This window comes from Paenibacillus whitsoniae (assembly GCF_003955665.1).
Classification (GTDB): Bacteria; Bacillota; Bacilli; order Paenibacillales; family NBRC-103111; genus Paenibacillus_E; species Paenibacillus_E whitsoniae.
In genome coordinates this window covers 195,832-220,583 of record NZ_RXHU01000022.1, presented here as the reverse complement: position 1 = coordinate 220,583, position 24,752 = coordinate 195,832, and the positions used below count along the sequence as shown (strand labels likewise).

Here is a 24,752-nt window from a genome sequence, read left to right as displayed (position 1 = left end):
TTTCCATCAAAGTATAAAAGACCCCCGGACATGTCGAGTAATGCTACAGCGACATTCCGGGAGCCTTTGGTTATCCAATCGGCTTGTAATTCATATTGTTGATAGACATCGTAGCATCGTTATTCCGATAATTCAAGTGGGGAATATATCTAGAAAATTTAGGATGTCATGGATGGTATTAATTCCGACTAAACCTATTGACCTTTAAGTACAATGAGTTACGATAATAACAACAGACGGCTGCTTCAAAATGTGGGGGGCTATAGTGAGCATACCGAGGTTTGTATGAATTGATGGATTTTCATTGACAAATTTTGGGATACAGTGTTATATTTAAATAAATACCTAGTAAACATATTGGAATAAAATAAAATCTTGTTCTGACCGGAAAACCGGAAGCATGGATGCTGAAATCCATGCTTTTTTTCATTAATAATTAAGAAGGTATTCATCATTGCGAGAGGAGATGCGTCCATGGGTTTGTTACTGAATCTCGTAGAGTTGCTCAAAAACAGAAAATCCTATTCACAGTCGATGTCGGAACATGTATTTCATAGTGTGGAATTTTTTACCAAGGTACATGGCTCGACGAGCGAATCCGACCTTCATTCTGAATTCTGGTATGTGAATGCCCAAGATGATCAATCGCGGAGGAGTGAGTGATATCATGGCCCCAATAAGGAACTCTTACAATGGCTAAGAAAGAATTGTTGACTCCCATGATGACGATTCATAAAGCGCATCTGATCATGCTGTCGGAGCAATCATTAATTAGTGATCGAGATGCTAACCTTTTGGCCGTTTCTTTAAAGGCGATTGATGAGAACCGATTGCGGGAAGCTTCTTATACGGGGGAGTTTGAAGATCTTTTTTTTGAGGTTGAGCAGCATTTGCAATTGTTAGCTGGAGAAGCTGCAGGAAATTTGCATCTAGGGCGCAGCCGTAACGATATGGGTATTGCTATCTATCGTCTTACATTGAGGGAGAAACTTTTGGATACGTTAGAATCCGCATTGTTCCTAGAGAAGCACCTGTTGCAGTTTGCGCGTTCTCACGTCGAAACGATTATGATTGGCTATACGCATACGCAACAAGCGCAACCAACGACGTTAGGACACTATGTGGCGGCAGTTTCGGACTCGCTTAGTCGGGATGTTCGACGCTTTCAATCCGCTTATGCCATCTCACGCAGACCGTACTCAGCATGATTCATAATACACCGTTTGGAGACATTGTCGTTACGGAGGATGATATGCAGCCCTACGCATGGAGAAGCCTTGCTGTGCTTGAATCGGTTTACCGGTTGCTTGCTAATGGTTTGTGCCGTTCGGAATGAAAGCTGCTCTTCACGTACTATCGTATCAGCCAGTTCTGTAACCGTGGAAAAGCTTTCCTCGGCCCTTGCTTCAAGCAAGTCCTTGTTAATGGATAACGTCGCCATGACATTACACGGATTCAAGCACGTTTCCTAGAGAGTTTGTTTACCGATATTTACAAGATCAAGTACGGGTATGCAGAGACCTTCGTTTCACGGAGTCAGATATCGAGTTGATTTTTGGAAACAATGCTAGAAAGCTGCTGCAAGTTGATTCAAATTAACTCTTTCCTTTGACGATGTCCTTATAGAAATTTTTATTCATGAATAGAAAATTGCGATAAACACTCTTACCCAATATTGAGATATGATATTCTCATAGTTAATTCCGACTATACCTATTGGTAAAATTGATAAAGGAGAGATTTCAATGTCAAAGCGACAATTAAAGCTGGGAGCTAATTTAAATGGTGTCGGCAATAGTATCTCCTTCTGGCGGCATCCCGACGTGCCGACAGATGCAAGCGTGGATCTAGCTTTCTACAAAGCTCAGGCCAAGAAGGCCGAGCAGGGTAAATTTGATCTTCTGTTTATTGCCGACGGCTTGTTTATTAATGAGAAATCCAATCCGCATTTTCTGAACCGTTTTGAGCCGTTGACTCTGCTTTCCGCTTTGAGTGAAGCGACATCGCATATCGGTCTAGTCGCAACCTTGTCTACTTCCTACAGCGAGCCGTTTACAGTGGCTAGGCAATTTGCTTCGATCGACCATCTTAGTGGCGGAAGAGCGGGCTGGAACGTCGTCACGTCCCCGCTTGAAGGCTCAGCGCTGAATTTCGGCAAGGGTGAACACCCGCATCATTCTCTGCGATATGAGATTGCGGAGGAGCATCTCGAGGTTGTGAAAGGACTGTGGGACTCGTGGGAGGACGATGCATTTGTCAGAGACAAATCTAGCGGGGTGTTTTTCGATCCCGCTAAGCTCCATACGCTGCACCACAAGGGCAAACATTTTGCCGTTCAGGGGCCGCTCAATGTGGCGCGCTCCAAACAAGGCTACCCAGTTGTGTTTCAAGCCGGTTCTTCGGATTCGGGCAAAGAGCTTGCCGCAAAGTCGGCAGATGCGGTCTATACTGGGCACGAGACATTCGAGCAAGCACGCGAGTTTTACCAGGATGTGAAAGCCAGAGCGGCCGCTTACGGACGCAATCCGGATGAGATTCTGATTTTCCCCGGTATCGGTCCGATTGTCGGCAAAACAGAAGAGGAAGCAGAACGCAAATATCAGGAAATTGCTGAACTCGTCACCATCGAACAGGCGCTGAATTATTTGGGGCGATATTTCGAGCATTATGACTTTTCGCAGCATGCACTGGATGAACCGTTTCCGGAACTTGGCGATTTCGGCAGCAATAGCTTCCGCAGCACAACAGACCGCATAAAGCGGGAGGCTAAAGAGGAGGGGCTGACACTTCGTCAGGTCGCGCTAAGGGCTTCGACGCCGAGAAGCAATTTCATCGGAACACCGGAGAAAGTGGCTGATCTCATTCAGCAATGGTTCGAGGGTGGTGCAGCCGACGGCTTCAACGTTCGGACTGTCGTACCGAATGGACTCGCTGACTTCGTCGATTTGGTTGTACCTATTCTGCAAGCGCGCGGTATTTTTCGGAAGGAGTATGAAAGTGATACACTGCGGGGCAACCTCGGTCTTAAAGTTCCCGCAAACCGTTATTTGCGGCAGCCTGAAGCGGTGGGAGGGGAGTAGGATGTCAACCGCCATTAACTTCATTGTACGGGATGCCTACCCGAGTGAATGTGGGAAGGCTATCGAGTTAACGTTGGAGGCATACCGGCAATATGAGCCGGACTTCGGTCCAACGTTCTGGGAATCCTACATAAGCAATATCAAGTCACAATGGGAGCGAAAGGGGGATTCATGGCGAATTGTCGCAGAGCAAGAGGGCGAGCTTATAGGCGCCTTGCTGCTATACCCGCCCCAAGAAGGCTTGTATGAGAAGCTGAAGGAGACGATTCCCTATCCGGAAATCCGCCTTCTAGGTGTTCACTCATCTGCTAGAGGCAAAGGCGTCGCTACCGCCTTGATCGGCGAAAGCGCCCGGCGCGCTAGGCAATCAGGAGCGGCTTATCTCGGATTGCACACATCGAACCGTATGCCTGATGCGGTCCGGCTTTACCTAAGTCTGGGGTTCGAACGTGAGCCCAGGTACGATTTCTTTGCAGCTGACAATACAACGGTGGTTGAAGCCTATCGACTACCGCTTCATACTGCAAACCATACATAAACAATAAATTGGAGGATATCCATCTATGAAAATATTAAAATCAACCACCCTAATTATAACTTCTGCTCTACTGTTCGCAGGCTGCGGAGCCAAAGAAGAAACGAAAACAGCGGGCTCGCCCGCAGCAGGCGGAGCTACATCGGCAGCCACATCCGCAGCCACATCCGCAGCCACATCGGCAGCAGCACCAGTTGCCGCAGCGCCGCAGAAGGTGAAGAAAATCGTGGTCGGAACGAGCGGGACATTCAAAGACGTGACTTTCCTTGATGATAAGGGGAACTTAACTGGCTATGATATCGAACTGACCAAGGAAATCGACAAACGTCTACCCGATTACGAGTTCGAATTTAAAACAATGGAATTTGCCAACATCCTTTTGAGTCTGGAAGCGGGGAAAGTTGATTTGGCTGTCAATCAATACGAAGTAAACAGCGAACGGCAAGCCAAGTTCCTATTCAACGACGAAGCCTATAACGTCTGGCCAAGTAGAGTTGTTGTTAACAAAGACAACAACACGGTGAAGTCGATTGAAGATCTCAAAGGCAAAAAGGTCATTACCTCTCCGGGAAGCAACGGCGCCGTCTGGCTGCAGGATTACAATAAAAACAACGGGAATCCTTTTGAATTGGTCTACTCCGGAAGTGGAGGAACGAACGATGTGATTAATCAGATCAAAACAGGCCGTGTAGATGCTACAATCTCAACGGCGTTTCAAGTAGCGGGCCGCAATAGGGACGCGGATGCTCAGCAAAAAGTTGTAGGTCCTGTACTGTATACCTCGAAAATTTACTATGTTTTACGTAAAGATGAAACCGAATTGAAAAGCAAAATTGATGAGGCGCTCAAAGAAATTAAAAAAGACGGAACACTGGCGAGCCTCAGCAAGAAATGGTTGGGAGAAGATTTTACAGTGACACAATAATGAAAGGAGTCATAGAAAGGCGGAAGGGACCCAATGGGAAAACCGTTTGATTATTCATTGATCTGGGTGTATTTGCCGAAGCTGTTGTCCTACCTGCACGTCACGTTGTTCATCGTGCTGGCTTCGGTTGTATGCGGCATACTGCTTGGTCTCATCATTGCTTTGCCTAGGCTGTACCGAATACCGGTGCTTAACCGATTGGTCATTATTTATATTTCCTATACAAGAGGCACGCCGATTCTCATCCAGCTGTTCCTCGTATATTACGGCGTGCCAGAACTGCTTAAAGCGATCGGAATCGACGTCAGTGATGTTCAGCCGTTAGTTTTCGTTATTCTGACTTATGCGCTTCATTTTGCGGCTTATTTCTCTGAGATTGTCAGGGCATCTGTGAATGCCGTAGACCGCGGTCAGGCAGAGGCGGGCTACGCGATCGGCATGACCAGCTATGCCGTGTTGATGAGAATTGTTCTGCCTCAAGCATGGAAAGTGGCGCTGCCGAATGTGGCCAATCTGACGATTGGTACACTGAAGGACACATCGCTTGCCTACACGCTGGGCGTAATGGATCTTGTCGGACGTGCCGAAATGCTGGGTACGACATACCACTTCCTTGAGATATGGATTGCGCTTTCCATCATTTACTACGCAATCGTCCTCATTCTTGAACAAATATATCATCGATTTGAGCGCAAGGTGAACCGTTTTGAAAAAGCAGTCACAGCTCTCAATTCGTAGGAAGGGAGGGAGCAGTCATCCACATTGATTTCGAATTTATGCTTGAAGCTTTCAGGGCCATGCTGAAGGCACTGCCGCTCACGCTCGTCATCGCGATCGTCCCTTTGTTTACGGGATTCATCGTTGGTGGCCTGGTTGCCTTTATCCGCATGTACAGGGTCAAGTACCTTCACCGAATTGCACAATTTTACGTATCTTTCTTCCGGGGAACACCACTCCTGCTTCATATTATGCTCGTTTATTTTGCGATCCCCATGATCTTCGATGCCATTGCTGTGAAGAATGGCTGGAGCATGCGCTCCAGCGCCATCCCGCTGATTTTATTCATCTTCGTAGCGTTCACCCTGAATGTCGGCGCCTATATGTCGGAGACGATCCGATCGGGTATTTTGTCTGTTTCCAAGGATCAACTCGAATCAGCCTATTCAGTTGGCATGACCACGTGGCAAGGCATGAGGCGTATCGTCCTCCCACAGGCGTTGCATGTAAGCTTGCCAAATTTGCTGAGCAAGTTTATCAGCCTGCTGCACGGTTCTTCACTAGCTTTTATGATATCGCTGCAGGAAATTAACGGAACTGCGCATATCGTCGCCATGAGGAATTGGAAATATCTTGAGGCTTATATCGCTGCAGCCGTAATTTACTGGATATTGACCATTATTGCCGAAAATATCTCCAGTTTCCTGGAAAAACGCATGAATGTATACAACCGCAGTGGCGTTGCTTAGAAAACTAAAGGAGGTGCAGCATGATTCAGATCGCAAACCTCACCAAATCGTTTGGTCGCAATCAGGTGCTGAAAGGCATCGATCTTACCGTTAACAAAGGTGAAGTCGTCGCTATCTTAGGTCCGAGTGGTTCAGGTAAAACAACATTGCTTCGATGTGTAAATTACCTGGAGAAGCCCAGCGACGGCGCGATCACAATTGATAATTTCCGAGTGGATTGTAAGAAAGTGTCCAAGAAAGAGATTCATCTTTTGCGCCAAAGGACGGCGATGGTGTTTCAGCAGTACAATTTGTTCCGCCACAAGACAGCGCTTGAAAATGTCATGGAAGGACTGCTGATTGTCAAAAAACTTTCAAAGCAAGAAGCGCGTAAGATTAGTGTCGAACTGCTGGAAAGGGTTGGTCTTGGGGGAAAGCTGGATGCTTATCCGTCCCAACTATCCGGCGGTCAACAGCAGCGGGTCGGCATCGCACGGGCACTTGCGCTAAATCCAGATGTCATCTTGTTCGATGAGCCAACGTCGGCGTTAGATCCTGAATTGGTCGGCGAAGTGCTCGCGGTCATCCGCAAGATTGCCAGAGAAGGCATTACGATGATTATTGTCACACATGAGATGACCTTTGCACAGGAGGTCGCCAGCCACGTAGTGTTTATGGACGAAGGCGTCATTGTCGAGGAAGGCAAGCCGAATGAACTCTTTAATCGGCCAAAAGAAGAGCGGACCAAGCAGTTTCTTAGCCGTATTCGTCCAGAACTTTCATATTCGATCTAGGAGGCACCCCCGATGACGATTTCAATTAGTATTTTGGACCAAAGTCCGATCTATCCCGGAAGCACGGCCGCAGAGGCGCTTGCGCAGACGATTCGGCTAGCTCAAAAAGCTGAGGAGCTCGGCTATCGCAGATTTTGGGTGTCGGAACACCATGACTCCGAATTCCTCGCTGGTTCCTCGCCGGAGGTGCTTATTTCGCACTTGCTGGCCAAAACAGAGCGAATCCGCGTCGGCTCAGGCGGCATTATGCTGCAGCACTACAGTCCCTATAAAGTTGCTGAAAATTTCAATGTGCTGGCTTCTCTTGCACCTGGAAGGGTTGATTTGGGTGTCGGCCGAGCACCTGGCGGACTACCTCGCAGCACGCAGGCGCTGCAGCATGGAGTGACAGCTCCACAGTCGCTGACGGAGAAGCTGGTTGAGCTTGAAGCTTACGTGAACAATCAGATTCCGGAGGATCATCCGCTGTCCGGCATTAGAGTGACGCCGGTAGCAAGCATTCCGGCTGACATCTACTTGCTTGGAGCGAGTCTGGATAGTGCTCAGCTTGCTGCTTCGTTAGGTCTGCCTTATGTATTTTCCTTATCGATTAATGGAGATCGGTCAGTCGCCATAGAGGCGATACAAGCGTATAGAGCTTCGTTCCAGCGCGTTTCGAATCGTACGGCAAAAGCTTTACTTGCCTTGCCTGTCATAGTGGCAGAAACGGATCAGGAAGCGCATGCCTTCGCTGTCGAACAGAAGCACTACAAGGTGTATTTGGCCAGCGGGAGAAAGGCGACCGTAGGTACGCTGGAGCAGGCCGAGGAGTTTGGCAGACAAGCGAAAGAGTCTTATACAATCGAAGAAAAAACGACGGAAGTCACGCGAGGCTCCAAAGAGACCGTACGTGAGCAATTGTTAGATTTGCAGCGGCGTACAGGTGTTGATGAATTCATTGTAACGACCAGAATCGAGGATTTCTCCGAAAGACTTCGTTCGTATGAACGGCTAGCGGAAGCGTTGAGTGGGATTGAAGCGGCAATATAGCCCTATTTTATGAAAGTACTATAATTATTAGGAGGATACGAGATGTGTCGTCATGATATTCAAGCGTATTTGGATACGCATAATCTATTAATCCAGGCCGTAGAGGGATTAAACCATAAGCAATTGACATGGAAAGAATCACCTTCATCCTGGAGTGTGACGGAAGTGCTAGGTCACCTCGCTGATCATAGCATTGTCATTTCCTTCCGGATTCGTGACATTTTAGCCGAGACGACGGTTCGTCTTCCTGCTTTCGATCAGGACGCTTGGGTAAGCGGACAAAAGGCCAATGACAGCGATGCTTCTGATATATTGACTGTATTCAATCAACTACTCCGCTATAACAGCCTGCTATTTTACCGACTGACGGACGAGGAGTGGCAGAAGGCCGGCATTAATGCCAAAGGTGACTCTGTCACCATTACGAATATCATTCAGGGCTTTACGAAGCATGTGAACACGCATCTCAACCAAATCGAACGCATTAAACGATCCTTGGCAGCCACATCTCAGCAAGAGGTGAATTCGCCATGAGTGAGATCTATCGTCTAGCTGAGCCCAGTGATGCCGAGCGGCTTGTGGATGTCATCTATGATGCGTATATCACAATACGTGAGCTAGAGCTGCAATGGCCTGCAGCGCATGCCGATTTGGCTTTGGTCGAAGAAAATATCGTGAAAAATGCTTGTTACGTCTTGGAAAAAGAAGGTCAGATTGTCGCTACGCTAACCTTGTCCAAGGAAACCACGAACAGATGGAACAGCGAGTATCCGTTTCTCAAATGGTTCGCTGTACATCCGGATGCGCAAGGCAGCGGATTCGGAACCAAGCTGCTCACTTGGGTGGAAGAAGTCGTCATTCGCGATGAAGTTGGTGCTTCCGCTGTTACGCTTGCCACGGCGGAGAAGCATCCTTGGCTGCTGAATATGTATGAACGTAAAGGATATGAACGCATTGATGCCATTGACAGAGGCAATGGTGACGGCACGATGTATCTACTGCGAAAAATAGTGAATCCTCATTTATATCACACGGAGCGGTTAGGGCACCACATAGGAGGCACTAGATGAAATTTGCGTTGTTCAGCTTAGTTATGAATATTCCCAATGCCGTAACCGGTGAAACGCTGACCACTCAGCAGAAGTTTCAGAACATACTGAAGCAGGCCATTTATGCCGAAGAGCTGGGTTTTGACGCCTACGGCATCGGAGAAAGACACGGACCTCCGTTTCTTTCTTCTTCACCGCCTGTATTACTGACAGCCATAGCGGCTCATACCTCGCGGATCCGTCTGTTGACAACAGTTGCGGTGCTCAGCGTACTGGATCCTGTGCGTGTTGCCGAAGACTATGCGACGCTGGATCATCTTTCGGGTGGCCGCTTGGAGCTTATTATCGGCAAAGGCAACGATCCGCGCCATTACCCGCTTTTTGGCATCAAAGAAGAGGAACAATGGGAATCGCTTGCAGAGAGGTATGCCCTGCTCAAACGATTATGGAGCGAAGAAAACGTCAGCTGGGAGGGCAAATATCGACCGCCTTTGCAGGATGTCACTATTTTGCCAAGGCCGTATCAACGAACGATTCCAATATGGCACGGCAGCGCATCCTCACCGCTGTCTACAGAGCTAGCAGCCAAATATGGCGAACCGATTTTTTCCTCCAATACGTTTCATCCGCTTCCTAAGTATAAGGCGCTGATCGATCACTATCGGGAGAGATGGGCCTATTATGGGCATGATCCGCAGCACGCAACGGTTGGAGCGGGCGCGGGTACTTTATATTTGGCCAAAACCACGGAGGAAGCCATTCGGCGTTTTCGTCCGTATTACGAGGCATTTCATTCCACGGATTCGGCGAAACACAATCAGTCCCCTTTTACGAGTCTGGAGGATAACTTGGCGAATGGACCGCTATTAGTGGGCAGTCCGGAGCGCGTCATTGAAAAAATACTTACCTATCATTCGGCCTATGGCCATCAGGTGATGTCGATCAGTGTGGATGGCCTGACAGAAGCAGAACAGAGGGAGCAAATGTCATGGTTTGCCGCTGAAGTTGCCCCCGTGCTTCGTCGGGAGATTTCGAGCAGCGTATGGTCATGAAAAATTCATATGATGTGATCATTGTCGGAGCCGGATCTATGGGGATGAGCGCAGGCTATCATCTGGCCAAACGGGGTGTTCGCACATTGCTGATCGATTCATTCGATCCTCCGCATGATCAGGGAAGCCATCATGGCGAACCACGGCTTATCCGCCATGCATATAGCGGAGGGAAGCCCTATATCCATTTGGCGTTGGAGGCTGACCGCTTATGGCGAGAGCTCGAGGAGGCCAGCGGGCAGAAATTGCTCGTCCGTTCCGGCGTTCTCAATATGGCTAATCAATCTGTTAGCAAATTCGCAAGTCGATTTCCCGATGCAGAGGAGGCAGGCGTGCAGGTTGAAAGGCTGGATGCCACAGAGGTACATCGACGTTGGCCGGGGATCGTGCTCCCTGAGTCATATGAAGCGATGTATGAGCCGAACGCTGGTTATTTGCACAGCGAGCGCTGTGTCGCCGCATATCGCAAGTTGGCGTTGGCCGAAGGAGCCACGCTGCTGCCCTATAACCCGGTTCAGCATATCCAAGCAGACCGGGCAGGCGTTCGTGTGCGTACACATGCAGGTGAATTTACAGCGGAACAGCTGATTGTAAGCGCTGGAGCTTGGTTCAAGAGCTTAGAGCCTTTCGTCTCGCTTCCCATCCGCGCTGTCCGCAAGACAGTAGGCTGGTTTCGGACTGAGCCCAGACTTTACGATGCCGGCGCATTCCCGGGATTTACACTCGGAACTGATCACGGAGGGTATTACGGCTTTCCGAGCATTAACGGCAACGGCCTCAAGATCGGCCGCCATGATGGGGGATTACCTTGGGCTCCGGGGCAGCAGGCAGCGCCATTCGGCCATCTGGAGCAGGATGAAGGTGATTTGCGCCGAACGCTGGCCGCCTTCTTACCCCAGGCAGCAGGGGATTTGCTGCAAGGAGCTGTTTGCAAGTATGAATTGACGCCCGATGAGAATTTCATTATCGATCGGCATCCAGCTTATGCCAATGTCCTCGTAGCAGGAGGCTTTTCCGGACATGGATTCAAATTTGCCAGTGCTGTCGGATCGCTGCTCGCCGATCTAATTCAACTGGTACCAACATCAGTCGAGGTGGACACCTTTTCGTTATCCCGTTTTAACCAAATAAAGTCCTAGAAACGAATCACAAGTTGGCTGTTATGAGTCTTACATACAAAACAAACCCAGACGCAAATTGTCTGGGTTTGTTCTTTAGCTTACCACTGTCTACGTGGACGACATAGTCTTACTCAAGTAAGCAAAGTAAGCATCGGCCAATTTTTGCACACCGCGAACGATTTGATCCTCGGAGACGTAGCTGAAACACAGTCTAAGGTACGAATGCCCTTCCGCTTCAGCATTAACGTAGAAGCTCCGTCCATCGACAAAGGAGACTCCCCGGTCAGCGGCATCTTGCAGGAACTCAGTCGTATTGACGTGATCCTGGAAACGAAGCCAAATGTAGAAACCACCTTCTGGCTGATGAAAAGTGACATGGTCGCCGAAATCGGTTCGAATGGCGTCAGCCATTACATCACTTTGCCTGCGGTAATGGGCGATAAGGCTTTCGATATGAGGCTGAAAAGGGAATTCATCCAGGAGTTTTGCCACAATTTCCTGTGTGAAAACACCGATGCTGCCTCCTAAATTCAATAATCGAGCCTTCGTTAGTATGCTTTTGTCGGCTATCAGCCAGCCGAGCCGCAGACCTGGAGCAATAATTTTCGAAAACGTATTCAAATAAATCACACGCTCTGGAAATAACGAATAGAGAGACGGATAACGTTTGCCCGAAAAATTTAGCTCGGAATACGCATCATCTTCCAGAATGAAAAAGTTGTATTCTCTCGCTAAGCGTACAAGCTGCTTCCTCCGAGGAATGGAAAGCGTCACGCCGCCTGGGTTATGGTAAGTAGGCATCGTATATAAAAATTTGGGAATCCGCTTGCCATTAGATCTCGCATCGATCAGGGCTTCCTCAATGAGATCAACGCGTACGCCATTTTCATCGATAGGGAAAGACGTTATCGTTGCTTCTGCTACACGGAATGCTTGTAAAGCGCTGAAGAAGGAAGGAGCTTCAACCCAAACATGATCGCCTGGTTCCACGAGGATTCGTGTGGTTAAATCAATGCCCTGTGTGGAGCCGTAGGTCACGAGGATTTGATCCGTATCCACATGAATGTCGTTCAGCTTGGAACGGTTTTGTATCCACGCAAGTACTTTTCCAGGGCCAGGTGCGCCTGAATATTGCAGAGCTTTGCGGCCTTGTTGCGTCACGGCCTCAGCAGCAGCATAGGAAAGCAGCTCGATGGGGAATAAGTGGGGAGCAGCGAAACCAAAGGAAAGATGTATATGATCAGGCTTCGTGACGGTTGTACTACCGATAGAAGGTGTAGTAGGGATTCGTTTAGCAAACGAAAAGGGCTCTAACTCCGTAGACATGGCTTTCCTACCTTTCCTTTCCTATTAAATGGAATAAGATAATTTGCGCTCTTGGGTTGTGCCTGCATCAGTAAGTTCTTTTTTCAGTACCCGATTCAAAATCAGATTCTCAAAGTAAATAAAACCGTTATCCCTCTCTCTAGGTCTAGCTAGCGTAATACGGGTATCCTGCGCAATGCGACCATCTTCGATGAGTAATACGCGATCTGCCAAAGCAACCGCTTCGCTGATATCATGCGTAACGAGTACGGTGGTGAAGCCCTGTTCCGACCACAATCGTTCAATTAATTGTTGCATCTCAATGCGTGTTAACGCGTCCAACGCGCCTAATGGTTCATCCAACAACAGCAATCTAGGACGACTAACGAGTGCTCTTGCTAACGCAACGCGCTGTTTTTGACCGCCCGAAAGTACGCTTGGCCATTGCTTTGCCCGCTCGAGAAGACCAACCTCCTCCAGCGCGGCTTCTGCACTCGCTTTATTTTTGTCAGGGGCGGCGATGCGCACATTGTCTATGACTTTTTTCCACGGAAGCAGACGGGCCTCCTGAAAAAGGACCCGCGTATCTGGAGTCGTACGCACATGTGTGCGATTATCTAGGGATATTGAGCCATCTGACGGCTGCTCCAGACCCGCGATTAACCGAAGCAACGTACTTTTGCCGCACCCGCTGCGTCCGACAATGGCAACGAATTCCCCTGGTTCGATGTGGAAATCAATGCCCGAAAGTACAGGTGTTTGATCAAATTTTTTGGACATGTGACGAATATGGATGCTGGATCCTTTCTTATCAATCGACATGCTGACCCTCCTTCACATTAACGCTTTGTATAATTCGGATGCCACTGAAGGCCCCATCGTTCCAACAATTTGGCGGCGGTATCCGATAATTTGCCGAGCAGCGCATAGATCAGAATACTGAGCACAATCACATCCATTTGAAAAAATTCCCGTGCGTTCATGGCCATATAGCCTAATCCTGACTTGGCAGCTACGGTCTCAGCGACAATCAGTGTGAGCCACATGATGCCGAGCGCGTAGCGGACGCCAACCAGAATGGAAGGCAGTGCGCCAGGCAAAATAATGTAGACATACAAGGAAAGACGGCTCAAACCGTATACCTTTCCCATTTCAATAAGTCCTGGATCAATCGATCGGATGCCATGAAAAGTGTTGAGATAGATGGGGAAGAAGACCCCCAGCGAGACTAGCACGAGTTTGGCAGGCTCTTCAATGCCGAACCAAATAATAACGAGTGGGATTAATGAAAGATGTGGTATCGTCCGGACCATCTGAATGGAGGAGTCGGACAGCTTCTCCGCTGTACGGAAAAACCCGTTCAGCAGTCCGAATAAGAAGCCTAGGCCCCCACCAAGCAGAAGTCCGCTAAATGCTCGCCTTGCACTGATGCCGATATGTTTCAGCAGTTCCCCAGACTTTAACATATCAATGAATACGTTCAAAACTTTCAAGGGTTGAGGCAATACATTGGAAGGGATGATTCCGGTTGTAGTCAACAGATGCCAGGCTATAACGGTTAAAAGCGGGAATATCCAGGGAGCCGCTCGGAAAAATATGCGTTGGCTCTTGGTTTCACGGGACATAGGAACACTCCTTGTTATAATCTACTTATTTTGCAGCAACAATTTGCTGTAATTCCGCCTCAAACGCTTTGCTCCATGTCGTGCTGACATCGACTTTTCCTTTTAGCAAGCCAACCGTGCTTAATGCGTCTGCGACATCTTGCTGGGAAGTAATCGCTTTGGAGAAATCAACTGACAGTTTGGAAGGGCGTTGTTGCTCGCCTTGTCTTAAGGTATCCAGTGCCTGCTCGACAGGCTGTTTCGTATTTGTCGCTGTAATTTCAGCCCATTTCTGCTGATTGTTTCGCGTCCATTCATAGAATTTGTTCAATCTCCCTAAGAAATCGACAATCGCTGCATGTTTGGCGGGATCATTGATAGCATCAGGTGTAGCTTCGTATAGGAAGTTGCCTGATAAAATGTCTTTTGCGCTAGCAAGTAGCGTTGCACCGTTCTGTTTTGCTGAGATGATTGCGTTACCATAACTTGCTAACGCGTCTACTTTGCCGCTGAGGAGTGCGCTTAATCCGTCTGAAGTCGACAGCTGAACAGGTTCGATATCGTTCCAAGTCAATCCAGCGTTTTGCAATATTTTCACAAGAAAATAATGAGCTGTTGTTGCATTGACATAGGCGACTTTTTTGCCTTTCAGATCGGCAACAGTTTTAAGAGTTGAGCCTTTGGGAATCACGATTTCCTGATTTAATGTGGTGGATTCGAATGATGCAATAACTTTGAAATTGCCACCATTAGCAGCCTGAGCAGCGAATAAAGGTGGAATTTCACTCGTGGAGCCGAGATCGAGATTGTTGGCGGCCATCGCTTCCAATTGCAAATTGCCTCCCTGGAAGACGCTAAACTGTAGCTTATAAGGTGTTTTATCAAGCCCTGCTTCCTTGAAGCCGGCTTCGAGATTGCCCCAGCCCGTTTGACCGACCCGAAGTGTAACTTTGCTGAGATCCACCGAAGGAGTTGCTGTCGTACTGGCAGCAGTCGGCGATGCTGATCTAGTGCTGGCAGAAGGCGAAGATGTGCTTTTTGAAGTGCTAGTTGATGCGTTACCGCTGGCGCAGCCGGCTGATACACTCAAAATGAATAACGAAAGAAGCGTATGCTTGGTATATTTGGCAATGACAGACATGAGTGGAGTTCCACCTTTCATTTGGTTAAGTGATTAATGTGTGATATATGTTCCTTGCAGGATGTTAAGCCCAAGTTGATCCGTTTGGAGGATAGCTTCATGTAGTAGTGAGGGGGTAACTTCAAAGGAGAGATTACGAATAGCTTCCACACGTAGAGGTACGCCAGCAGCGATAAGTGGCGCTACGGTAGCTGGTAGATCCTCGAACCCTAATTGTTTCAAAGTCACGGGAAGCTTTAAGCTGATAAGGAGCCTTGCTAAGCGTTCAATTTCTTCAGCTGGGCGCTTTTCGAGCACGGTTTGCGTAAGCAAGCCAAAAGCGACTCTTTCACCGTGCAACGTGCCGGATGTTTGCGGAAAATGTGTTAGGCTGCTGTCTAAGGAATGGGCAATGCCTGCTCGTGCCGTTCCGCCTTGCACCGTCCCCGCCAGTCCTGCCAGTACAATAACCGCGTCGACGGCCTCTTTGAAAGCAGGTGTAATGGTGCCTGTTCCTGCGGTTTGAATGGCTTGCAGCGCGTAAGTGTGCAAACGGTCTAATGCAAGCTTGGAAATTTGCGTGGAGATTCGAATATCCAATCCTTCCGGCTCGTCATTCACGTTAACGACGGTTTCGTACCATTTAACAATCGTATCGCCAATGCCCGCTGCCAGGTATCTACGGGGAGCTTCAACGAGTATTTGCGTGTCCGCTAGCACTAGAACGGGGGAGCTTGTAAGCCCTAGATAACCCGAGGAACGACCTTGGTCGTCGTAGATGACGGAGAGCGCAGCCCAGGATGCGCAAGTTGCGGCAATCGTCGGCACCGCTACGACGGGAAGACGAAGTTTTTCGCCCACAACTTTGGTAATATCTAACGCTTTGCCTCCGCCAATTCCAATAAGTAATTCGGCTTGATGCGCAATGGCTTCGCTTGTGTAAGTGGCAATTTCCTCCGTCGTAACTTTACCTTCAAATTGACTGATTGCATACTCGACACCAGCCTGCTGAAGGCTCAGCAACAATTGCGTTCGTACAGTGTGCAGCGCTTTATGGCCAGTTATGATGAGTGCTTTTTTTCCGTAAGGGGCAATGAGTTCACCGCTCTTGGCTAGAATGCCTGGTTCATTGAAATACTGGGCAGGTGCTTTAATAGCGACCATAACTTCACTCCTATCCATGATTCGTGTTTTGACTAGTGTATAATCTTATAATTCCTATTGAAAAAGTTGGTATTAATTAATAACTACTCTAGCACTTTGTTATTGCGGCGTCTAATTGATGTTTTCTATTCATGATAATGAATAATTGGAATATTCTATAGGTCATTTAAGGCTGGAACGGCTCCCCTTAGATCTACTAGTGATCGTGGAAACACAGATAAACCTTTCATTCAGAAAGGTTTACCTGTGTTTCTTTTCTGCGGGAACATATTTTTCGAGCCTAACCATCGATGATACTTATTGTTTCCGTTGAGTTTTCGGGGCATGTAGCATAAGATTAATTTATACTCGGCAATTTAAAACGATTTTTATACGATACTCATAGGATTTTAGCGGGAAGGCACGATACTTTGATAAACTTTAAATAATGGAGGACGAAAAGTGTTAAAATCGATCGTACAGTATCAAACTCACTATCATGATAAATTAGTCAATATTTGGTACCGAGCTGTCGTCCGTACCCATACCTTCCTGACTAGCGCGGAAATTGAATTTTACCATCAGATCGTTCGAAATGGCGCTTTGGAAGAGGTTGAAATTTGGATTGAATTAAATGAAGATCTAGAACCGATTGGATTTATCGGGATGGACGGATCGAAAATCGAAATGTTATTCGTAGATCCTGACTATCACGGGTGCGGTACAGGCCGCCGGTTAATTAAACATGTAGAAGCACTAAAGGGAGCAAATCTCCGGGTTGATGTTAATGAGCAAAATGACAGCGCATACGGCTTCTATCAACGACTTGGTTTTGTTAGAATTGGCAGGTCTGAACTTGATTCTTCTGGCAATCCCTTCCCTCTGCTCCACCTGGCGTATATTCGGCCCTAAAGGTGTGCATGCTTAGCCGCGATTCATTGCCGTTTCGCCTGTTCGGGTCACCTCCAAAATGCCGTAGGACCGAATCAATTGAAGGAAAGCGTCGTTTTTCTCCGAATTGCCGACGATTTGAACGATTATCGAAGACGGCCCGACATCGATAACTGAGCATCGAAACGTATCTATCAAGCTCTGTATTTCAGCACGTTTGGCTGACTCAAGTCTTATCTTGATGAGCAAAGCCTTATCAAGGATCAACTGAGTGATAGCTGATTCAGGTTCATATTTCAGATCGCCCTGCGCGGATCGTTGATCCGGCTGTGGCGGTCTTTTTAACGTTTTTACAAAACTTTAAAAGTACCATATTCATAGGAAATGACTTATATTAAAGTATACATTCGAATTTAAAGCAATTACATTCTAGTTAGATGATATAATGCCGATGGCGCGGCGGGATGGGACGGGGGCATGCCAGTCTCTTTCACTTCAAATAAAGGGGAATATACAGGCATGAACATCAAATCTTTTTTTGGAGCTAAAGCCTATTTTGTAAAAATGTTTCTTTGGATCAGCGTGGCTATTCTCGCTCTGGTTGTTGTTCTTTCCACGGTTGTTTATGTGAATTCGCAAAATCTTTTGGTTAAAAATGAATATGAAGCCAATCAAAAAATACTGTATCAAGTCAAATATAATATGTCGTTTATGGATCAAACGATTTCCAATTTATCGAAATTTCTTTACCTGAATAGTGATGTAACCGCTATTATGTATGCGAAGAAGGAAGACATGCTGGAAGTGGCTAGCCACTTGTCGAAGGTCGCCAGTTCTGTCACTTCAGCGAATCCCTACATTCACTCCATCGGCATTTATAATCGAAATCTGGATCAATCGTATAGTTCGGGGTTCCCTTTATTTTTTAAAGATCAGATGCTCTACGACTTTATTAACTCGGATAAAGTGCTGCCGAAGCTGAAACCGATTTTCCGTGATATTAAAAAACTGGTCAACGGGGTAACCGAGCCTGAGTATGTTTACTCCTATTTCATCTACGAAACACCCCTGAGCGGGGCAAAGCCGGATGGCGTTGTTATCATTAACGTAAAGCCGCAGTGGTTGCTGGAGAATATTAATCAAATCAATATGATCGATAAACAAAAAGGAGATCACGTATTTATTCTGAATGAGTCAGGTGAATACGTGGATGATGGTACCGATGAATCTGCAGTCAAGACGTGGCTGAAAACGGATTTTCTGGACTATCGAACAGCGCATCCGCTGGCGGATCGCGACGGTTTTTTTCAAAGCAAGCATGACGGCACGCAATATTTAGTTACGTATACCAATGTCGACAACACGGGATTGACGCTGCTCAAAACGCAGCCTGTACTTGAAATCTACAAGTATATCAACAGTCTTAGGACGAGTATTATCATAATTACGCTTATTTTCCTGGTTATGGCGCTCGTCGTATCGATTGGCATTTCTCGGAAACTATATCGACCGGTGGGGACGCTGGTCAATTCCATTATGCTGGATCGGATTCGAAGATCGGACAAAGACGAGGTTGTCGATGAGATCTCGTATTTGAATACTGTATACAGACAATCCATGGAGATGCTCGATCATTATGATAAGGAAAAGATGCAATATCACGATGTCATGAAGCATTATTGGTTAAGCCGCCTGCTCACGGAAAGTTTATCGATAGGCAGGTCAGAATTGGAAGGCATTTTTAAAGAAATGAGGATTTCTTTAGAGTTGGAAGGTTCTTACGCTGTATGTGTATTGAAAATTGATAACTATAAGGAATTTCAGCATACGTTCCACGCCAAGGATAGGGACACAATTCGCTTTGCTATGATCAATATTGCTTCAGAAATTATGGCCGAATCGTACGCGAACGAAGGACTGGACATGAAGGACGATCATGTGGTGTTGATTGTAAGTATTCCGGATGAAGAAGATCAGTTTCAAGCGCGTATTCACACGTTGATCCAAGAAGCGCAAGAGCATGTTTCCCGATATTTTAAAATTTCTTTTACGGCATCGATTAGTGAAAAGACGAGTCACATGCAGGAATTGAACGGCATGTACAATAAGGCGCTCGATCAGGCGATGTATCGTGTTTTACTCGGTCATTCTTCGGTCATCACCTACGAAGCGGTTAGGAAAAATGTGGAAAGCAAGAAGACGGGATATTCCAAAAATCAAGAGGAACGGCTTGTGGAGGCCATGAAGTCGAGCAATACCACGGTGATCGAGGAGGTTCTGGGGACTATTTTCAAAGAGGTGGGCACGCTCAATTATCACAATGCTTTAGTCTCCATCATAAGGCTTGTGGATGCGGTCATTGAGACGCTGGAAGCAATGAAAGTGACGGCTGCCCCATCGTTGCATATTTCTTCGATTAGTCGCAATATCCTGGAGAAAGAGACCATTGCCGAGATTCATCGGATCATTGTGGGTGCCCTGCAAGATTCGCTCCAAAAAGATTTCGAGGGAAATGCCAATAACCTCAACTACTTTTTGGTGGAGGCGGTCACGGAATACATTCATAACCATTATCAAGATCCTTCGCTTAGCCTGACTTCGATCGCTTCGATCATGAAAATATCCACAAGAAATTTAAGTAAAACGTATAAGTCAGCTACCCAGATCTCGATCCCTGATTTCATCAACGAGTTCAGATTAGCCAAAGCGGCAGAACTTCTTGTCCAAGATGACCTTAGTGTGTATGAGATCGCTGAAAAAGTCGGAATCTTGAATGAAACCTACTTTTTCAGCATGTTCAAAAAGAAATATAAGGTCACGCCGAAGGAGTATGCCTTGCAGAGAAATATGACGAAATTAATATAAAAGCTTCCCCCTTAACGACCGATCTCATCGATTCGGAATCCTAAAGTGGAGTTGAAGGAGCAGGTGCCCATGCATTCAGAGAGCCGCCGACAGATAGCGGAAGCATTTATTTTTGTCCAAGAAGAGAACATGTCTACCCGATACCGTCCCATAGTCAAGGGAGGGATGGTATTGCGGAGTCATGCGGATGAGGATCATCCGGACACGATCAGTTACACAGAGGGCATCGACTATGTCGTCGATTACGATCGCGGTGTCATTCGCCGGACGAAGAAAAGCCGGATCCCGGATTGGTCCCATCACGAATTATACGGCCAAACGGCGTTTGACCATGCAGCGTTCCCGAACTGCAGCAATCGTGCATTTACCGTGTATGGGGATTATGTGTATGAGAGCGATCCATTGGCTGAAAGCTTCGTTGCCCCCGATAGCGGAAATCGAGCCAGGATGGAGCGCTGGCTTGCCAAATTGCGAAGCGGCGAGGAGAGTTCGATCGTTGTTTTTGGTGACAGCATTAGTGCAGGTGGGGAGGCGAGCGAAGAGAAGTTTAGGTACGCCAACCGGGTTCATCAATTTCTTGTTGACGAGTATCCGCGCAGCCGAATCCGTCTGTTGAACAAATCCGTCGGTGGTGAAACGAGCAAGGATGGAATGAATCGCTTACAGCGCGATGTCATTGCTTTGAATCCTGATCTCGTGATCATCGGATTCGGCATGAACGATCAGAACAAATATGGGGAGGGGGTTGGCGTTCCACCGGCGGATTTTGAAAGCAATCTTCGTCAAATGATTGAGGCTGTCAAGGAGTTGGACAATAGCGATCTTGTGCTCGTGGCGCCTTGCCTGCCGAATCCGACATGGTGGTATGCCAGCGGATTAACTGGCGAGTATGCGGAAGTTATCCGCCGATTGGGGCGGGAATACGGTGTCGGCGTAGCTGACGTCACAGCAATTTGGGAGCAGGAACTGGCCGCCGGCAAATCGCCGGGAAGTCTGCTTTTGAACAACATCAATCATCCGAATGATTATGGGCACTGGCTTTATTTCCAAGCTTTTGTCCCGCTGCTGAAAGCTTGAGAAATCAAGCTTTTTTTGTTTGTTGAGAACTTCGCAAAACCCGCCGCTCAGACCAAAGTTAAAGGAAAGCACTTGATTTGGAGGCTTCTATCCTCTTAGAAAACCGGCTTAGTTACACATTTTTGAAGGAAATGACCTAGTTTATAATATACAATTCCCAGGGCATCCCCTAAAGTTGGGGTATCGACAAGGATGGCAGTCAAAATTACTAAGCTAGGATGTGTTGGATGGATGGTAAGAATTTTTAAGAAAAATTTCGGGGTGACGCTGCTGGCATTGCCAGGCTTCCTGCTTATTTTACTCTTTAATTATGTTCCGCTGTATGGACTGCTGCTTCCGTTTAAGAATTACAAATACAACCTGGGGATATGGAATAGCCCTTGGGTGGGGTTAGACAATTTCGGCTTCTTATTTCATGGCAATGTGCTGTATCGCGTTCTGCGAAATACGATCCTGTATAACATGGTGTTCATTACGTTGGGGACGTTTCTCGCCATCGTCATTGCCCTTTTGCTTTTTGAGCTCAGCCGTAAATTTGTAAAGGTCTACCAAACAATTCTGTTTATTCCTTACTTTATTTCCTGGGTTGTTGCCGGCTTTGCCTTCAGGGCGCTGTTTGATATGGAGCATGGTGTGATCAACAGCGTTTTGACTGCTCTGGGTAAAGCGCCGATCCTCTGGTACAGCGAACCGCAGTATTGGCCGTATATTCTTGTGGCGGCTGCCGTTTGGAAGGGATTGGGGTATGGATCCGTCATCTATTATGCCGCTCTGATGGGGATTGATGCCGAGTATTATGATGCTGCGAAAATCGACGGTGCGAGCAAAGTGAGGCAGGCTTTTTCGATCTCGATTCCAATGATCAAGCCGATGATTATCATGTTGGTTATCCTGCAAATCGGAAGCATTTGCTACAGTGATTTCGGACTCTTTTACAATGTGACGCTGAATTCATCCCTGATCTATGAGACAACAGATGTCATCGATACGTTCGTTTATCGCTCTCTGATTGATATGGGGGATATTGGCATGGCATCGGCAGCAGGCTTTTTTCAGTCGATCGTCGGATTTTGCCTGGTGTTGTGCACCAATTATATCGTGAGAAGAATCAACCCGGAAAATTCACTTTTCTAAGGAGCCTCGACTATGAATCCTCAAAGAGCAATTCGGTTAAAGCCTACATTCACGATGGGGAAACTCATCATTCATATCTTGTTTATCTTGTTGTGTGCGGTATGCGTGTTTCCTTTTCTCGTGATCATTGGCACCTCATTTCAAACGGAGAATGACATTATCAAATTTGGCTATTCGATGATTCCGAAGAACTTTACGTTAGATGCCTACAAGGTGATTCTTCACGAGCCTAAAGTTCTGCTCAATTCCTACTTAGTTACAATCGGTACGACGGTTGTAGGGTCGTTAATTGGCATGTGGGTCACGACGTCGTATGCCTACGCGATTTCGCGCAAAGATTATTCCTATCGCTCGTTCCTTGCTTTTTTTATCTTCTTCACAATGCTCTTTCATGGGGGGATGGTTCCCTCCTATATCCTCATGGTGAAATGGCTGGGACTCCGCAACAATATTCTGGCACTTATCCTGCCCTATCTGATTAGCGGCTGGTTCGTGCTCCTGATGAAAGGATTCTTGCAGACCATCCCAGATGCGATCATCGAGTCCGCGAAAATGGATGGCGCAGGGGAGCTGCGGATATTTACGCAGATTGTGCTGCAAATATCCAAACCGGCACTCGCGACGTTAGGTTTGTTCTTTGCGCTCCAGTACTGGAATGACTGGTGGCTGACCTTGCTTTATATGGACCAAGATCACCTCATGAAGCTGCAATACTTACTGATTAAGGTTCTCAAAAATATGGAGTATTTGAATTCAAGCGAGGCCATTCAATATGGACTTGTGAAACCGGGCATGCAAGTACCTTCCTTAAGTGCTCGTATGGCGATGTGTATTTTGGCTGCAGGACCGATGCTGCTGGTTTTCCCGCTGTTTCAGAGATATTTCGTACAGGGGCTAACAGTTGGTTCTGTCAAAGGTTGATAGTTTCTAGATGCAGGAAAACCACGCTGCATCTGTAAATTATATAAAGACAATATAAGGGAGGCAATCCACGTGAAAGGTCAAAGAACAAAAGCGGCAAAGTGGTTTGGATCAGGAGCATCCGTCTTGCTTACAACTGCGATCGTGATTAGCGGGTGCAGTACAGCCGAGAAACCGAAAGAAAGCGCCAGTCCCGCTGCGAGTACGGGGACGAGTGCGAGCTTGACGAAGGATTTTGTTGAGATTAGCTGGTATATGCCAAAACCGATCGACAATTTGAAAGATCAGGAAGCAGTTGAAGCGGAAGCGAACAAATTAATCAAAGAGAAATTGAATGCCAATCTACACTTCAACATGATTGATAACGCAGGCTGGGAAGATAAGATCAAGCTGAAATCAGCCGCCGGCGAGCCTTACGACCTCGTATTTACGTCAAATACGTCCAATAACTTAAATGCCAATGTGCAAAAAGGGGCGTTTATGCCGCTGGATGACCTCTTGCAGAAGTATGGTCAAAATATTTTAAAGAAGGTAGATCCGCGCGCGTGGAAGGCTGTAACTTACAAAGGGAAGATTATGGCAATTCCAGCCCAGACCCCATATAGTCCGGCATCTGCCTATGTGTTCAAAAAAGATTTAGTTGAAAAGTATAAATTTGATTATAAGAGCGTCAAGAGTCTCAGCGACTTAGAGCCATTCCTGAAAACAATTAAAGAGAATGAGCCGAACATGATTCCCGTTATTGCAACAGCCAATGGCGCGACCTCTGGCGTAGGATTGCCCGACTATACGACCGTTGTAGGCGGGATCTCTTTTAGCGAGAAAGAAGGCAAATTCGTCAAGACGCTGGATATTCCTCAGAATTACGAGAATTATCGCATTATGAACGACTTCTATAAAAAAGGTTATATTGCCAAAGACGCGGCGATCAAAACGGATTATCTCGCAGAAGCGAAATCCGGAAAATATGCCGTGCTGCGCGACTCCGGCGGTTATACCGAGGATGGGTCGAAATCGACAAGCACGTATGGCTTCCCGACCGTTGAAACCTTCAGCTCGCAACCGACGATATCCACGGCGTCCATGACGGCAGCTGCGACTGCGATTAGTGCAACATCGAAGAATCCGGAAAGAGCGATGATGCTGCTCGATTATATTTGGAGCGATAAGTACTTATTGAATACACTTGCCTATGGCGTGGAGGGGAAAAACTACACGGTTAAATCAGGTACAGTGAAAGATGACAATCCGACGATTGTGGCTAAAAGTGGAGCTGAACAAACATGGGCCATTTGGCATAACTGGCTTGGGCCGCTTTGGGATCAGTGGGATTCCAACTGGAACTCAACGAAAGCCTTGGAAGCCATGAGAAAAACAAACGAGAACGGTAAGGCTTCCGGTCTGCTTGGTTTTGTTTTCAATAACGAGCCGGTCAAAACGGAGATTGCGCAAATCAATGCTGTCAATAAAGAAGCGAATCCGATCTTTATTACGGGATCCATGCCGGATTATCCGAAGTATGTGGAGGAAACGAAGAAGAAACTGGTGGACGCTGGCATCGACAAAGTAATGGCAGAAATCCAGAAGCAATATGATGCTTGGAAGGCAGAGAATAAATAAAGCTTAAGCTTACGACAACAATGACTCTACGAATGAGAAGTA

General features: G+C 47.1%; 23 protein-coding genes and 1 pseudogene. 18 read left to right on the top strand and 6 right to left on the bottom strand.

Features of this window, described 5'->3' with window-relative positions:
- Positions 1 to 695: 695 nt before the first annotated feature.
- The 12 genes and pseudogenes from EJQ19_RS08775 to solA all read left to right on the top strand — a co-directional run.
- Positions 696 to 1,312, top strand: a pseudogene (locus EJQ19_RS08775) (lyase family protein); the annotation flags it as partial.
- Positions 1,313 to 1,745: 433 nt separating this feature from the next.
- On the top strand, positions 1,746 to 3,080 hold the full coding sequence (locus EJQ19_RS08760) for an LLM class flavin-dependent oxidoreductase (protein ID WP_126140826.1): 1,335 nt from the start codon (positions 1,746 to 1,748) through the stop codon (positions 3,078 to 3,080).
- 1 nt (position 3,081) lies between these two features.
- The gene (locus EJQ19_RS08755) at positions 3,082 to 3,618 is read left to right on the top strand and encodes a GNAT family N-acetyltransferase (protein WP_126140825.1); all 537 of its coding nucleotides are present in this window, start codon (positions 3,082 to 3,084) and stop codon (positions 3,616 to 3,618) included.
- Between the two features lie 25 nt (positions 3,619 to 3,643).
- Positions 3,644 to 4,540: a transporter substrate-binding domain-containing protein gene (locus EJQ19_RS08750; RefSeq protein ID WP_126140824.1), complete on the top strand. Its 897-nt coding sequence runs from the start codon at positions 3,644 to 3,646 to the stop codon at positions 4,538 to 4,540.
- Between the two features lie 33 nt (positions 4,541 to 4,573).
- Complete coding sequence (locus EJQ19_RS08745; RefSeq protein ID WP_126140823.1) at positions 4,574 to 5,278, top strand: amino acid ABC transporter permease; 705 nt, start codon at positions 4,574 to 4,576, stop codon at positions 5,276 to 5,278.
- 59 nt (positions 5,279 to 5,337) lie between these two features.
- Positions 5,338 to 6,006: an amino acid ABC transporter permease gene (locus EJQ19_RS08740; RefSeq protein ID WP_126140822.1), complete on the top strand. Its 669-nt coding sequence runs from the start codon at positions 5,338 to 5,340 to the stop codon at positions 6,004 to 6,006.
- A gap of 20 nt (positions 6,007 to 6,026) precedes the next feature.
- A complete protein-coding gene (locus EJQ19_RS08735) occupies positions 6,027 to 6,779 on the top strand; it encodes an amino acid ABC transporter ATP-binding protein (protein WP_126140821.1) in 753 nt (250 codons plus the stop codon).
- Between the two features lie 12 nt (positions 6,780 to 6,791).
- On the top strand, positions 6,792 to 7,808 hold the full coding sequence (locus tag EJQ19_RS08730; protein WP_126140820.1) for an LLM class flavin-dependent oxidoreductase: 1,017 nt from the start codon (positions 6,792 to 6,794) through the stop codon (positions 7,806 to 7,808).
- 42 nt (positions 7,809 to 7,850) lie between these two features.
- Entirely contained in the window at positions 7,851 to 8,342 is a 492-nt protein-coding gene (locus EJQ19_RS08725; protein WP_126140819.1) for a DinB family protein, read from the top strand.
- On the top strand, positions 8,339 to 8,878 hold the full coding sequence (locus EJQ19_RS08720) for a GNAT family N-acetyltransferase (RefSeq protein ID WP_126140818.1): 540 nt from the start codon (positions 8,339 to 8,341) through the stop codon (positions 8,876 to 8,878). Before EJQ19_RS08725 ends, EJQ19_RS08720 begins: the two co-directional genes overlap by 4 nt.
- Positions 8,875 to 9,909 (top strand): LLM class flavin-dependent oxidoreductase, encoded by a 1,035-nt coding sequence (locus tag EJQ19_RS08715; protein WP_126140817.1) that lies wholly within the window; start codon positions 8,875 to 8,877, stop codon positions 9,907 to 9,909. The genes EJQ19_RS08720 and EJQ19_RS08715 overlap by 4 nt, the downstream gene beginning before the upstream one ends.
- Positions 9,906 to 11,048 carry an N-methyl-L-tryptophan oxidase gene (gene solA / locus EJQ19_RS08710; protein ID WP_241242799.1) on the top strand — a complete coding sequence of 381 codons (1,143 nt, stop codon included), beginning with the start codon at positions 9,906 to 9,908 and terminating at the stop codon, positions 11,046 to 11,048. Before EJQ19_RS08715 ends, solA begins: the two co-directional genes overlap by 4 nt.
- Before the next feature lie 90 nt (positions 11,049 to 11,138).
- Here the strand turns inward: solA and EJQ19_RS08705 are convergent, their stop codons facing one another.
- From EJQ19_RS08705 to EJQ19_RS08685, 5 genes are read right to left on the bottom strand one after another with little or no spacing between them, the layout of a single operon-like run.
- Positions 11,139 to 12,356, bottom strand: a complete 1,218-nt coding sequence (locus tag EJQ19_RS08705; RefSeq protein ID WP_126140815.1) for an aminotransferase-like domain-containing protein — start codon at positions 12,354 to 12,356, stop codon at positions 11,139 to 11,141.
- 24 nt (positions 12,357 to 12,380) lie between these two features.
- Positions 12,381 to 13,157, bottom strand: coding sequence for an ATP-binding cassette domain-containing protein (locus EJQ19_RS08700; RefSeq protein WP_126140814.1), 777 nt, complete (start codon positions 13,155 to 13,157; stop codon positions 12,381 to 12,383).
- Between the two features lie 17 nt (positions 13,158 to 13,174).
- Entirely contained in the window at positions 13,175 to 13,960 is a 786-nt protein-coding gene (locus tag EJQ19_RS08695) for an ABC transporter permease subunit (protein ID WP_126140813.1), read from the bottom strand.
- Positions 13,961 to 13,985: 25 nt separating this feature from the next.
- A complete protein-coding gene (locus EJQ19_RS08690) occupies positions 13,986 to 15,080 on the bottom strand; it encodes an ABC transporter substrate-binding protein (protein ID WP_126140812.1) in 1,095 nt (364 codons plus the stop codon).
- A 33-nt stretch (positions 15,081 to 15,113) separates the two neighbouring features.
- Complete coding sequence (locus tag EJQ19_RS08685; RefSeq protein ID WP_164716396.1) at positions 15,114 to 16,223, bottom strand: iron-containing alcohol dehydrogenase family protein; 1,110 nt, start codon at positions 16,221 to 16,223, stop codon at positions 15,114 to 15,116.
- Between the two features lie 441 nt (positions 16,224 to 16,664).
- On the opposite strand from EJQ19_RS08685, the gene EJQ19_RS08680 reads away from it, so the two are divergent.
- Positions 16,665 to 17,114, top strand: a complete 450-nt coding sequence (locus tag EJQ19_RS08680; protein ID WP_126140810.1) for an acetyltransferase — start codon at positions 16,665 to 16,667, stop codon at positions 17,112 to 17,114.
- Positions 17,115 to 17,126: 12 nt separating this feature from the next.
- Here the strand turns inward: EJQ19_RS08680 and ilvN are convergent, their stop codons facing one another.
- On the bottom strand, positions 17,127 to 17,342 hold the full coding sequence (ilvN, locus tag EJQ19_RS33025) for an acetolactate synthase small subunit (RefSeq protein WP_420901668.1): 216 nt from the start codon (positions 17,340 to 17,342) through the stop codon (positions 17,127 to 17,129).
- A 270-nt stretch (positions 17,343 to 17,612) separates the two neighbouring features.
- Between ilvN and EJQ19_RS08670 the strand changes: the two genes are divergently transcribed.
- The 5 genes from EJQ19_RS08670 to EJQ19_RS08650 all read left to right on the top strand — a co-directional run bounded on the left by EJQ19_RS08670 (position 17,613) and on the right by EJQ19_RS08650 (position 24,710).
- Complete coding sequence (locus tag EJQ19_RS08670; protein WP_164716392.1) at positions 17,613 to 19,958, top strand: helix-turn-helix domain-containing protein; 2,346 nt, start codon at positions 17,613 to 17,615, stop codon at positions 19,956 to 19,958.
- A 171-nt stretch (positions 19,959 to 20,129) separates the two neighbouring features.
- The gene (locus tag EJQ19_RS08665; protein ID WP_164716390.1) at positions 20,130 to 21,035 is read left to right on the top strand and encodes an SGNH/GDSL hydrolase family protein; all 906 of its coding nucleotides are present in this window, start codon (positions 20,130 to 20,132) and stop codon (positions 21,033 to 21,035) included.
- Between the two features lie 231 nt (positions 21,036 to 21,266).
- Positions 21,267 to 22,169 carry an ABC transporter permease gene (locus EJQ19_RS08660; protein ID WP_126140807.1) on the top strand — a complete coding sequence of 301 codons (903 nt, stop codon included), beginning with the start codon at positions 21,267 to 21,269 and terminating at the stop codon, positions 22,167 to 22,169.
- 12 nt (positions 22,170 to 22,181) lie between these two features.
- Positions 22,182 to 23,090, top strand: coding sequence for a carbohydrate ABC transporter permease (locus EJQ19_RS08655; RefSeq protein WP_126140806.1), 909 nt, complete (start codon positions 22,182 to 22,184; stop codon positions 23,088 to 23,090).
- A 72-nt stretch (positions 23,091 to 23,162) separates the two neighbouring features.
- Positions 23,163 to 24,710 carry a DUF3502 domain-containing protein gene (locus EJQ19_RS08650; RefSeq protein ID WP_126140805.1) on the top strand — a complete coding sequence of 516 codons (1,548 nt, stop codon included), beginning with the start codon at positions 23,163 to 23,165 and terminating at the stop codon, positions 24,708 to 24,710.
- Positions 24,711 to 24,752 lie beyond the last annotated feature (42 nt).